The 13508-nt window shown below is 46.3% G+C and carries 10 protein-coding genes and 1 pseudogene; all 11 read right to left on the reverse strand.

The genetic code is table 11. From position 1 onward, the window contains the following. Positions 1-18 precede the first annotated feature (18 nt). The 11 genes and pseudogenes from NGM44_RS09610 to NGM44_RS09660 all read right to left on the reverse strand — a co-directional run bounded on the left by NGM44_RS09610 (position 19) and on the right by NGM44_RS09660 (position 13480). Complete coding sequence (locus NGM44_RS09610; protein WP_253223441.1) at positions 19-1347, reverse strand: exonuclease SbcCD subunit D C-terminal domain-containing protein; 1329 nt, start codon at positions 1345-1347, stop codon at positions 19-21. 66 nt (positions 1348-1413) lie between these two features. Further along, entirely contained in the window at positions 1414-1716 is a 303-nt protein-coding gene (locus NGM44_RS09615) for a YbeD family protein (protein ID WP_253223442.1), read from the reverse strand. A 99-nt stretch (positions 1717-1815) separates the two neighbouring features. Continuing rightward, the gene (locus NGM44_RS09620; RefSeq protein WP_253223443.1) at positions 1816-2970 is read right to left on the reverse strand and encodes an AAA family ATPase; all 1155 of its coding nucleotides are present in this window, start codon (positions 2968-2970) and stop codon (positions 1816-1818) included. A 101-nt stretch (positions 2971-3071) separates the two neighbouring features. After that, positions 3072-4967 (reverse strand): RNA polymerase sigma factor RpoD, encoded by a 1896-nt coding sequence (gene rpoD, locus NGM44_RS09625; protein WP_253223444.1) that lies wholly within the window; start codon positions 4965-4967, stop codon positions 3072-3074. A gap of 190 nt (positions 4968-5157) precedes the next feature. Continuing rightward, positions 5158-6267 carry an FUSC family protein gene (locus NGM44_RS09630; RefSeq protein ID WP_253223445.1) on the reverse strand — a complete coding sequence of 370 codons (1110 nt, stop codon included), beginning with the start codon at positions 6265-6267 and terminating at the stop codon, positions 5158-5160. Positions 6268-6324: 57 nt separating this feature from the next. After that, on the reverse strand, positions 6325-6891 hold the full coding sequence (locus NGM44_RS09635; RefSeq protein WP_253223446.1) for a DNA-3-methyladenine glycosylase I: 567 nt from the start codon (positions 6889-6891) through the stop codon (positions 6325-6327). 41 nt (positions 6892-6932) lie between these two features. After that, a complete protein-coding gene (gene cysE, locus NGM44_RS09640; RefSeq protein WP_253223447.1) occupies positions 6933-7739 on the reverse strand; it encodes a serine O-acetyltransferase in 807 nt (268 codons plus the stop codon). 196 nt (positions 7740-7935) lie between these two features. Next, positions 7936-8757 (reverse strand): RNA methyltransferase, encoded by an 822-nt coding sequence (locus NGM44_RS09645; protein WP_253223448.1) that lies wholly within the window; start codon positions 8755-8757, stop codon positions 7936-7938. A gap of 53 nt (positions 8758-8810) precedes the next feature. Further along, a pseudogene (locus NGM44_RS09650) lies at positions 8811-9463 on the reverse strand (IS1595 family transposase). A gap of 56 nt (positions 9464-9519) precedes the next feature. Next, on the reverse strand, positions 9520-13260 hold the full coding sequence (gene dnaE / locus NGM44_RS09655) for a DNA polymerase III subunit alpha (protein WP_253223449.1): 3741 nt from the start codon (positions 13258-13260) through the stop codon (positions 9520-9522). 58 nt (positions 13261-13318) lie between these two features. After that, positions 13319-13480, reverse strand: coding sequence for a hypothetical protein (locus NGM44_RS09660; RefSeq protein WP_253223450.1), 162 nt, complete (start codon positions 13478-13480; stop codon positions 13319-13321). Positions 13481-13508: the final 28 nt, after the last annotated feature.

Raw genomic sequence — 13508 nt, forward strand, 5'->3', positions numbered from 1 at the left:
CTTATCAAATAAGGATATTTAAGTATTTTGCCCATCTTCTTCATGGATGTGTCTGACGATTTCTGCATATGCAGCGGTCAGCTCTGATTTCTCAATATCGCTCAGATCGGCAGTTGTCAATCGCTGAGCAAATACATCCATTTCGTTCAGTGTTTCTAAATTAATATGTGCTTGTGTCTGCTTAAGCGTACGATTGCGAATTCTGGGGATTTTGGTAGCAAGTACGCTTAATTGGGAATTTTCAATCAGCTTATCAATGTCGGATTTTAGATTTGGCAATAGCGCCTTGCCAGTATATTCGATCTCAAGATAAATATTAGCATCTAAGGATTTGAGCTGATTGAGCGCATCGCTGATTTCATCAAAATCGCCACTAATACGAGCAAGATTTTCAAATACAGGGATGGGCAGCTGATACGCTTGTGAGTCGATTTTATGATTTTTTTCTTGAAAATCAATCACTAAGCATTCTTTGGCACGACCAATTTCACCAAAGCCCATGGCAATCGGCGAGCCACAATAACGAATGTTCTCACGATTTGCGACCATTTGCGCACGATGAATATGCCCTAGAGCGACATAGTCGATGGCAGAATCAAAGATGGTGCCGTTGATTTGTCCCAGTGTGCCGATTTGTAACGAGCGCATACCATCATCATCAGATGATGGGCTAGAGCCTGCCGTGTATAGATGACCTGTGGCGATGATTGGGATGGCTTTTTGATAAGTTTTGCTAATGTGTTGTTGTTTTTCTTTCGCAATTTTTGTCAGTGTGTCATAATGATTGGCAACGCCTGCCAATAGCTGCTTATTGCGGTCGATGTCGCTTTGATTGTCGCCACTGTTACGCACATCACGATCACGAAGATAGGGCACAGCGATGATGATGGCGATAGGTTCTTGTTTATCATTATTAAGTACAATCACATTATCGGAAGGATCATGGCTTGGTGTGCCGATGACATGGGTGTTGAGCACGCCAAGCACATCCTTGGTTTTTTGTAGATTAGTCGGTGAGTCATGATTGCCCGCAACGATGATGACATGACTAAGATTAGCGCGATAAGTCTTGGCAAGAAATTCATGATATAGATGCTCAGCGCGGTTGCTTGGTGTCATGGTGTCAAAAATATCACCGGCGACAATCAGCACATCGACGGATAATGCTTTCATCTGATCGTGTAGCCAAGCTAAAAATTTTTCAAATTCATCATAGCGCGCTTGATTATATAGCATTTTACCCAGATGCCAATCAGAAGTATGTAGTATTCTTAAATTATTCTTAGGTTTATCAGGAATGCTGTGGCTGGTGTCAAATTCACCGATCAGATGGGTTTTGAGCGTCATGTCCGTATCAGTTTATTATGCTAAAACAAGAAAAAAGACTGCACAAAAGGCAGTCTTTGGATTGGGTCATACCACAGTACGCACGGTTTTGGCGTTATCCAGTGCGGTATATAGGCGATTCACTTCATCGGCAGAAGTCAGGTACAGACTTAGGCGCAGTGAGTGAAAACGACCAGTGCGAGAAGGGCGCACTTGAATGGTGGCGTGATCAAATTCTGGGAAAATCTCCGCCAAAATCAGTTTTACTTCATTAAGAAGTTCTTCACGATGACCTTCATGTCCGATGATGCTCATTGGATAATCCATCGGAAAATTCCACAATTCTGGCGTTTGGATCTCGGTGCGTAGTGGTGTGGTTTGTGTTGTCATGGATGTATTCCTTATAATAGTTTGTTAAGCTGTATATGGGGATTGGTTGGTTGATTTCAAGAGAGACTTAAGCTTGACAAAAAACCAACCAGTCGGTATCTAAGAAATAAACCCAAAATTGCCTTTGTTTTTCTCGCTTTGATAATGCACTTCGTTGATGTTGGTAATCTCCGCCAGTGTTTTTGGCTCTGTCACGACAATGTCTTTGCCTTGTGATGCCAAATACTGATTGGCTTTTTCCACGCTCAAGGTGGTGAATTGATACTCGGCGATCAAGCGTCCGCGGCGCAATAGGGCGTGGTCAATGTCCATGAGATCGGCATTGAAAGTGCAGATAAATTGGCATTCAAGCACATCGGATAAGATGCCATCGGCGATATTTAGAATGGTTGAGACCACATCGGAAGTGTTGCCGCCACCGACGCGCTCAGCGATGTAATTTTCGCAATCTTCAAGCACCAGTACTGAGTTTTTGTTGTCAATAAGCATACTCATGAACTGCGGTTCGGCAAGCGCACCGATCAGATTGTTCGGCACAAAGATGAAATTTTTATCAGGGACTTGCGCGGTCAGCCATTTGATATAGTTGGTCTTGCCTGAACCTGCCACGCCATGGAGTAGCACTACGCCTTTGTTGCTTTGAGTTAGCTCATCTTTGATCTTGCGATGCACGGGCAAAAAGTCGTCATTGTACATGGTGTTCAAATCAAGGCTCAGTGGCTTGATGCTGTGGGTCTTAAACACCAAATCTTGACCTTCTTTTAATAGCAGCGAAATCTTGGCATCTTGTGAGGTGTATTTGGATAAATAACGGTCAAAAAATTCACGAATTTTGGCAAGATTATCGGCTTTTTGGTTGTCATAGCCCAGTCGAATCACGCTATAAAAACCTGCTTCGATGATGGTCTTGTCATATTCATTGCTCAAATCTTCATTGAGTAATAAGAAAAACTCATACTCTGGGTGATAATAGCACAGCTCGCCTGCATAAAAAATGCCCGTTTGTCCATTATAATGTGCGGTGCTGTAGTCGGTGCATTGTACAAAATCCTTTAAAAATTCTTTTTTGATGACAATATCATCACCACGAAAATTAATCGATGCCATCATCGCGCCGATCAAGCCTTCAAAAGGGTGATTGTCCGCATTCAGGCGTTCATCGATGCTTTGGCTCTGTAGATGATAGTCACCGTTAATGTGTCGCTCGCTGATGATGCGACGCGGTTTATAATGCTTAGATTGTAAAATTTTCATAAAATATCTGATTTGTAAATTGATTATCTGATAAGATAAAAACTGTTTAGAAAAAACAAGCCTGCCAAAATGACAAGCTTGTAGAGTTCGCCAAACTAAAATTAATCATTTTCCAAGAACGAACGCAAATGCTCTGAGCGCGATGGATGGCGCAGCTTACGCAGGGCTTTGGCTTCGATCTGACGGATACGCTCACGCGTAACATCGAATTGCTTACCGACTTCTTCTAGCGTGTGATCGCTTGGCATATCGATACCGAAGCGCATTTTTAGTACCTTAGCTTCTCTTTCGGTCAGATTATCCAGCACTTCGCGCGTCGCTTCACGCAAACCTTCAGCGGTCGCGTTCTCAATCGGGCTTGAGATGGTATTATCTTCGATAAAATCACCCAAGTGGCTATCTTCATCATCACCGATCGGCGTCTCCATCGAAATCGGTTCTTTAGCGATTTTTAACACTTTACGGACTTTGGCTTCGTCCATGTCTAGGCGTTCGCCCAACTCTTCAGGTGTCGGCTCACGACCCATTTCCTGTAGCAGCTGACGGCTGACGCGGTTGATTTTATTGATGGTCTCAATCATATGCACAGGAATACGGATGGTGCGCGCTTGGTCGGCAATCGATCGAGTGATCGCTTGGCGAATCCACCATGTTGCATAGGTTGAGAATTTATAACCGCGACGGTATTCGAACTTATCCACCGCCTTCATCAAGCCGATGTTGCCTTCTTGGATTAGGTCAAGGAACTGCAAACCACGGTTGGTGTATTTTTTAGCAATGCTAATCACTAGACGCAAGTTGGCTTCGACCATATCCTTCTTGGCGCGGCGGGCTTTGGCTTCACCGATTGCCATTTGGCGTGCGACAGCTTTCATGTCACGAATGTCCATTTTTAGGGCAAGTTCGTGCGCTAGGATTTTTTCTTGTAGGGCAACGACATCTTTTTCGATTTTTGCCAAGGTCTCAGCAAAAGCAGGTTTGCCATCAATACGATGAGCAAGCCACTCGACATTGGTTTCGTTGCTTGGGAAAGTTTTCTTAAATTCTTCTAAAGGCATCTTGCCACGGCGAATCACCAATTTCATGATGCGGCGTTCGTTCGCGCGGACATCTTCATAGACTTCGCGCATCAATTCCATCACTTGATCTGACAAGCGATTGTTAAGCTTGATTAGCATAAAGCGGTTAGCAAGCTCATCTTCGGCAGCTTTAGCCTGTTTGCTACCACGACCGTGTTTTTCAAGTACGGCTTGCGTCTTGTCATACAAAGCTTGCAGCTCTTCAAAGCGTGTGCGCACTTCTTCAGGGTCAAGGTTTGAATCATCAGCATCAGCATCCATTGGTGCATCACCGTCATCATCTTCGCTGTCATCGTCCAGATCATCGATCTCAGGTGCGTCAGCTTTTGGTGTGTCAAGCTCCAATTCTGCATCGTCATTGAGTTCAAATTCGGTGTCTTCTAGGCTCAAAAAGCCTGATACGACATCAGAAATTTTCTTCTCACCATCAAGCACTTGTTGATATTCATCTAAGACTAGCTTAACAGTACCCGGCCAATATGCCATGATATACTGCACTTCGCGTGTGCCTTCTTCGATACGCTTGGCGATACCGATTTCACCTTCGCGCGTCAGCAGATCAACCGTGCCCATCTCGCGCATATACATACGCACAGGATCGGTGGTACGCCCCGGTTCAGTCTCAACCGATGCCAATACCGCCGCCGCTTCATCGGCCGCCATGTCGTCATCACTGCCGCCATCGGCAAGCAAAATGTCATCGTCATCTGGGGCGACTTCAAAGACCTGAATGCCGACATCGGTCAGCATTTGAATGATGTCTTCGATTTGGTCGCTTTCGGTCACCGAGTCGGGCAGTTGGTCATTGACTTCGGCATAGGTCAAGTAGCCTTGTTCTTTGCCAAGGCGAATCAGCTCTGCAAGCTGTGATGATGATTCTGGGTAATCTTCGCTGCCTGTGGTGGTCTCGTTGATCATGATGTGCTCTTTTTGTCGTGGCAAAAGGGGTAAACAATGAATTATACCGCTGTTTGGGTATGGATTCAATAGCCTATATGTGGGTATGGCTTGCCAAAATTTCAACCAGCTTATCAGAAGTTTTGTGCATATTTTGGCAAGGCTTAGTAAATTTAAAGTCTTAAACTAAAGCTGCTTGATGTATATCGCCTTAGCTGATGCGAAAAATCCGCGCAAGTCGTTGGTCAAATCGATGCAGACTTGGGCGCAGGCGGCGACTGTGAATGATCATACCGCCAAGCAAACCGATCACACAGCCCAATAAAGTATCCCAAAATCTGGCAATGATCACCGATGTCTCGGCATTGGCAGTGTGCACGACTTGGCTACTGTATTCTGCCATCAAGATGGTCAAAGGTGTAACAAAGGCAATCGCTAGGGCATAATTGCGCACCACCAGCGTCTCAATAATCACCACCAATAGCAGCATGGTAATGGCGACTTGCCAAGGATTTAGATCAAATAGCAGCAAGCCCCAAGCCACCGCCATGCCAAAAAAAGTACCGATCACGCGCTGTAATTGCTTGGTCCAAATGCTCAGCACCGTCATGCCTGTGATAATGGTAAAACAGCTCACCGCCACCCAATACGGACGCGACATACCCAACAGCAGCGCCACTGCCAATGATGCAGTAACTGTCGTAGCGACCAGTGCGCTATCGACCATCATGTCATCACGATACACAAAAGGCTCGCTGTGGGTGTTTTGCTTGCCGCCTGCGAACAAAGACAGCGTATAAATACACGCAATCACCCCTGAAAATAAACAGCCCAAGCCGATCAAGCCAATATAAAAAGGAATCTGAAGCGGTGCAATCGGCATAAACAGCGCAATCGCCGCCGCCATCAGAATAAAAGTCCCAGCAGGTGGTGTAAGGCGAAAATAGCGACCAAATAACGCCACCCAAAAAGTAACGAAAAACAGCAACGGTAAGGTCAATCGTGGCTCTAGATGGGTGATCAAACCCACGGCATAACACGCCACAAAGCCAAAACTACACGCTAAGACTTGGGTCATGCGAAAGAAGAATGTGCCTTGATAAGGTAAATTTAAAAATACCATCGCGCCCAATGATGCCACAAGCCCTGATGATAACTGATCAAAATACGCACCAAGAAAAATCGGAAAACTGGTGGCGATCGCTGCCATGACAGGCATATGCCATGCGCGAGAATGCTGATGATTAAAGCGAATTAGGTCATTGATCTGCCGCTTGAGTAGTGATGTTATCGTTGTGCATTGTGGTGATCTGGTTGTCATAATGGTGTGTCCATACGATGTTTATTTTTAATAATTATTAAACAAATACAACAATATTCAATGCGATGATGAACGAAATTCACACTCTGCTACATGATCATTGACCATGCCTACCGCTTGCATAAAGGCATAACAGATGGTTGCACCGACGAATTTAAAGCCATCTTTTTTCAGCTGCTTGGCAAGTCTGATGGATGCTTCGGTTTGGGCAGGGATGTCGTTTGGCGTGCTAGGACAGTTGTCAATTTGCTTGCCATCGGGCGTGGTAATACCCCACAGATAATTGCTAAACGACTGATTTTGCTTGATTTTTAGATAAGCTTTGGCATTATCAATGATGGCAACGATCTTGGCACGGTGGCGGATGATGCCTGTGTTTTGCATGAGCTCATCGATTTTATTGTCATCATATAAAGCAATCTTGGCAGCATCAAAGCCATCAAAGGCTTGATAATAAGCATCGCGCCGCTTTAAAATCGTAATCCAGCTTAAACCTGCCTGCATCCCCTCTAGGCACAGCAGGGCAAAGAGCGTATCGTCATCATAGACAGGCTTACCCCACTCTTGATCATGATAGGCGATGTAGATTGGATCGGATAAGCACCAAGTGCAGCGCGTGGTCATGAGTTACGCCTTTTACTACTTAATTTTGCTAATGATACAACTTAGATGGTGAAATCATTTGCGCCATCATCATCCAGTACGGATAAATCATCTTTACAGATAGACTTGATGGTCTTGGGTGTAAAATTTGGGTCTAATGTCTTGACAGCGTTCATCAGCTCGCAGATTTGCTTATCTTGGTCTTGGATATGAGCAAGCAAGGCGGCGATGCTGGATGCCACAGGATCTTTGGCATTGGGCTTAAGTCCATAGGCATTGAACAGATGCTCGGATTGGGCTTGGTGTTCGGTTGGGCTGACGGGCTCTTCTTTGACGATCATGCGTGCAGCACTGCCGACCATGGTCGCACCTGCTGGTACAGGCTTGACGACGACGGCATTTGAGCCGACTTTGGCATCATCACCGACGCTAAAGCCGCCCAAAATCTTCGCGCCTGCACCGACGACGACATTATTACCCAATGTCGGATGGCGTTTTGCACCTTTTTCCCAAGACACACCACCCAAGGTGACACCATGATATAAAGTAACATCATCACCGATTTCGGCAGTCTCGCCGATCACTACACCCATGCCATGATCGATGAAAAATCGTTTGCCAATCTTGGCGGCAGGGTGAATCTCGATGCCTGTGGTGCAGCGGCTAAAGTGCGACAGCGCACGCGCCAAAAATTTCTGATCGGCATTCCACAGTGCGTGCGCGCCACGGTGCATGATGCGCGCGTGGATACCAGGATAAGTAAGCAGCACTTCGGCTTTGGTGCGAGCAGCAGGGTCGCGTTCTAGGACGGCACTGACATCTTCACTGATGGCTTGTTTGAGCGCGCAGAGTTTGGCAAATACTGACATATTAATTTCCTAACTTTTTAATCTTAATAAACCTAAATATATAAACCAGTGCTTGTTTACTGATTTTAAATGACTGATCTTAAACTGTAAATATGAACCACTCATCCAAACTGATAAATACCGATAAACATAGTAGCGGTGCTTGGAGTAATTATCAAGTCATCACAAATATTTTGTGGTTGATTATACCATTTGGCTACTTAATATTTTGGTCAAGCTTAGCAAGCAGGGCGCGAATTAGTGCGTATTCTTTTTGGTCAAGCTGCAGGCGGTGCGTTAAGCGCGCCAAGCGATTAGGCAGGTGTTTTAAATCTTGATCATTGGCAAGATTGAGCTTTTGCATTAGGCTGATGATCGCATCATCAAGGCTTGCCATCTGTGCGTGCGTGGCGGCAGGCTCATCCCAGTCGCTGCGAATGCTGATGTCAAGCGGGTGGCTGATCTGTGCGACGCCTTGGGTTTGTTTGGTGCTGTGATTGCCATCAAAACCCAGCTGCTCATATAGATAGCTTGCGATGACTTGAATGGCGGCAGCGACATTGAGCACAGGATAAGCAGGGTTGGCAGGGATTTGGATGTGATAATGCGCCATGCCAAGTTCATCGTTATTGAGTCCATGATTTTCACGCCCAAATAAAATGGCAATCGTCGGCAACGCGCCATCTGTTTGCGATGAATGCGCACCAAAGTGCGTCTGTGCGATCTGTGCTGCCATCTGTGGCGTGACCACAGGGCGCGGCATCTGCCGACTGCGCGCACTGGCAGCGAAAACCAAGCTGCAATCCGCCAAAGCATCATCCAGCGTCGGCACGATACGCGCCGCTGATAGCACTTGGGTTGCGCCTGCGGCATTGGCATGGCTTGTGTCATCGATTGGCAGGCGTGGATTGACTACTACCAAATCAGATAAACTCATGGTGTGCATGGCGCGCGCTGCCGAGCCGATATTGGCAGGCAAGGTGGTCTCAACCATGACGATGCGGATCTGTGCTAAGTAGTGTTGGGCTGTGGTTGTCATTGCTTTTTCTTTGCTTATTAATGATAAAAAATCTTAGGGACCGTCCTAGATAACTAAACCAAACTACCCCTAACTAATTGTTTTAAAATGGAAATTTGAGATTTTAAGTCACTGTTGTTAAAACGCCATTCGCATTCTTTCAGATACAGCTCAAAATGATCTTTGGGAATACCGTTAAACTTACGCAAATGTCGTTTTGCTTGATTCTAAAAATTCTCAATTCCGTTAATGTGATTTTGTTTTTTGTGGCAATGTGTGTGCTGTGATTGATTCTAAAGTGATTAAAGTCACTGACATCTAGCGCATCATAGCTTTTGTAGAAATCTGTGTAAACAATACTGTCTGGCTTTACTTTTTCTCGTATCATGGGGAGTAAAGTCGCTGATTGCGTATTAGGTACGGCAACGGTATAAACTTTGCCGTTTCGCTTTAAAAGACCGAAGACGGCTGTTTTACCACCAGCACCACGACCGCGTTTACCTTTACGGATGCCGCCGAAATAACTTTCATCAGCTTCAATTTCACCATCTGGCATTTCTAAATTTTGGCTGTGCTGATAGATAAGTAAGCGCAGTCGATGAAAATAGTAAGCAGCGGTTGTTTTGTTTACATTGACTCATTGAGCTGCCGTTCTTGCAGTAACATCTGCAACAAACAGCTCAATGAGTTTATTTTGTTTATGCTGACTTAGACGACTTTTTCTCATTTGGCTATTTTAACCTAAATGGAGTTTTTGGTCATTATCTAGGGCAGCCCCTAATTTTATCTAAAAATCATATGATCAACGCCGACCAAGGCTTTGAGTCGTGCGATGTTCGGCTCGCTTGGATATAAGCGGAAACGCTCATTGACATTGATGCGGCTGATGCTACAATCATCATACACATACAAGACAACGGGCACGCAGTAATCCGCGTGGCGTGTGCTTGGTGCATCATCGTCTTCATCGATTTGGTAAGCCAAAGCCTGTGGCGGTGGGCTATTTTCTTTTAATAAAGCGATGATATTATGCAGTTTATCTACATTATTCGATGGCAGCTTGATGTGTACTTCGCTTAAGCGTCTTAGGCGTGCTTGCTCGATCGGCTCAGCCCCTTGTAGACGCATGAACAGTCGTCCATCATCGCTTTCGCGCACGCTGACTTTGGCGATGATGACATTGGCGATGTCCATCATGTCGCGCTTAGGCTCGGCATTTGGGTTGTTTTTATCGACTTTCATCACCGCTTGATATTCTTCATCGTAAGCAGGGACTTTTTTGCCAGTGGTGAGAATCTTGCTATAGCGGGCAAAGGTGTCGTTATAGCAGCTGAACTCCACGCGTGCTGTGCCGTCATCGATTTTGATCACGCTGCGATTACCAAAGTGCGCGACATCATAGATCACGCCTGCGACTTTTGATGTGCCTTTAAAGCCTGTATCGCTCAGGTTTAATACACTGCCATCGGTGGTATATAGACTAGATTCACCGCGATATTCATCAAGTGGATGACCTGTCAAATACAGCCCCAAGGTCAAAAGCTCATAGCGTAAGCGGTCTTGGGCATCCCATACCACATCATCAAGTACTGGCGCAACGGATAAGCCATCATCGACTTCGGCAAACAGATCAAAAGTACCTGCCAACTGGTTTTGGCGGTTTTGGTCGGCGGCAGCCATCGCTTCAGGCAGCTGACGCCACAGCCCGCGGCGGATCTGATAACTGTGATCGAAATTTTCACCGATATAATGTGGCTTTAGTGTCTCGGCAAGGATATCAAAACAGCCTGCTTTGATCAATGCTTCTAAAGATCGTTTACCAACTTTCTTAATATCCACACGATTACAAAAGTCGTATAAATCACGGAATGGTCCATCACGGCGCGCAGCAACAATGCTGTTTACCGCTTCTTCGCCCACGCCTTTGACCGCGCCAAGACCATAGACAACGGTTTTGCTGTCGCGGACGACAAATTTCCATTGGCTGTGATTGACACTCGGCGGAATGACATTTAGGTCAAAATTATCTTTACAATCACCAAGCAAGAAGACCACTTGGTCGGTATCATCCATCTCTGATGTCAGTACCGCCGCCATGAATTCGGCAGGGTAGTAGTGCTTTAAGTAGGCGGTTTGATAAGCAAGTACGCCATAGGCAGCCGAGTGCGATTTGTTAAAACCATAGCCGGCAAACTTTTCTACCAGATCGAAAATCTGCGCTGCAAGTGCGCCATCCACGCCTTGATTGATCGCGCCATCGACGAAAGTGGAGCGCTGCTTTGCCATTTCTTCAGGTTTTTTCTTACCCATCGCTCGGCGCAGCATATCAGCGCCACCAAGCGTATAACCTGCCAAAATCTGTGCAATCTGCATCACCTGCTCTTGATAGACGATGACGCCATAAGTCGGCTCAAGCGCAGGCTGTAGCCAGTCGTGCTGAAAATTTGGATCAGGATAGGCGACTTCTTGGATACCATGCTTGCGGTCAATAAAATCCGAGACCATGCCCGACTCAAGCGGACCAGGGCGATACAACGCACACATCGCGATAACATCTTCGATGTTTGATGGCTTAAGCTGCGCTAGATATTTTTTCATGCCTGAGCTTTCTAGCTGAAACACGGCACTGGTTTTGGCTTCTTGAAGTACGCCTTCATACACCGCAGCATCATCGAGCGGTAGCTTATCAAGGTCAATCGGATCTTCGCCGAGCGCCTTACGCGTGTTGTTGATGTTATCAATCGCCGCTTGGATGACCGTTAGGTTTCGAAGACCCAAGAAGTCGAATTTGACCAAGCCCACCGCTTCGACATCGTCCTTATCGAACTGACTGACAGGATGACCTTCATCATCGCAATACACTGCACTAAAATCACTGATGCGATTGGGTGCGATCAATACGCCGCCTGCGTGCTTGCCGACATTACGCGTCAAGCCCTCAAGCTTTTTCGCCATATCCCAAATCTCAACGATGGCATCGTGATCGGGATTATCTTCATCGGTGATGAAATCTTTCAGCTGCGGTTCTTGCTCTAGGGCATCATCTAGGCTGATACCAGGGGTTTTGGGGATAAGTTTTGAGATACGATCGCCTAAGCCAAAGGGCTTACCTTGCACACGCGTGACATCGCGCACCACCGCACGCGCCGCCATCGTACCGAAGGTGATGATTTGGCTGACCGCTTGGCGTCCATAAGTGCGCGCGACATAGTCAATCACACGGTCACGCCCTTCGATACAAAAGTCAATATCAAAGTCAGGCATCGAGACGCGCTCTGGGTTTAAGAACCGCTCAAACAGCAAATCATAGCGCAAAGGATCAAGATCGGTGATGTTCAAGGCATAAGCGACCAGTGAGCCTGCACCCGAGCCACGCCCTGGACCGACAGGCACGCCATTGGCTTTCGCCCAGCGGATAAAGTCCATCACGATGAGAAAATACCCTGGAAACCCCATCTTAAGAATGATATCCAGCTCATAATCAAGCCGCTCATCATAGGGCTTTCGCACCGCTTCCCAGTCATCAGCACGCTCACTGACAGGATAGAGCTTATCAAGGCGTTTATTTAAGCCATCAGCTGCGGTCTTACGGAAAAATGACTCAATCGTCTCACCATCAGGAATGGGAAAATCAGGCAAGACATTGATGCCAAGCGTCAAAGTGACATTGCAGCGACTGGCAAGCAAGGCGGTATTTTCGATGACTTGCGGTAAGTCTGCGAACAATTTCACCATCTCAGCTTGGGTCTTGAAATACTGTGCTTCGCTATAAATGCGTGGACGGTTCGGATCGCCCAGTGTGTAGCCACTGGCGATACAGACACGCGCTTCATGCGCATCAAAATCAGTGCTGACATCATCATCTTTGCCGCCTGTGCTCTCAGGGCGCGGATTCATAAAGCGTACATCATTGTGCGCGATGATGGGAATGCCAAGTGATGATGCTTGGATGATGGCTTGTTCGTTAAATAGGTTGTCAGATGGGTGCGTGCGCTTGATGCCCAGATACAGCCGATCACCAAAGACCGCTTGCCATGCTTGCATGATGGGCAGGGCGTTTTCGGGGTGATTGCCCATCAGCGGCGAGTAGATCTCTGATCGTGATGTTAGGATTGCGATGATGCCATCAGCACGAGAAAAGAGAGCTTCTTTGGTGATGATCGGTGTTGAGACACTCACCGAGCCATTGGCTCCAATCGGGCGTTCGGTATAAGCATCCGACACTAGGCGCAGCAAGTTTTGGTAGCCGTCATTGTTCATCGCGTATAGAATCACGCTGAATTTATTATCTTCATCTTCGCGACTGATGGCATTACCGATGACAAACTCCGTGCCGATCACAGGCTTGATCCCTGCACCGATACAGGCTTTATAAAACTTGACGACAGCGAACATATTGTTCCAATCGGCAAGTCCAAGCGTGGTTTGACCATCAGCAACAGCGGCTTTTACCAATGCTTTGATACGGATGATGGAATCGACGATGGCGTATTCACTGCGCACGCCCAAATGAACAAATGACATAGTTTATCAACAATCCATTTTAAAAGCTTTTATAAATCAAATACTTATCAATATAAAATCAGCCCATCAGCAATGAGCTATTGGTAAATAATAAAAAGACAATCAAGGCAAATCCCAAGATCAAAATCGCCAAACGAAAAATTCGCGCAGGCGAGAAGTGCGCTTTTGGGCGAGTGTTACGCTTGTTGGGCGCATGATTGGGTGGTAGTGGTGCATTCATGGTTTTGCAAGTGATTAATTGGCTGATT

Source organism: Moraxella sp. FZFQ2102, from assembly GCF_024137865.1.
Taxonomy (GTDB): Bacteria; Pseudomonadota; Gammaproteobacteria; order Pseudomonadales; family Moraxellaceae; genus Moraxella.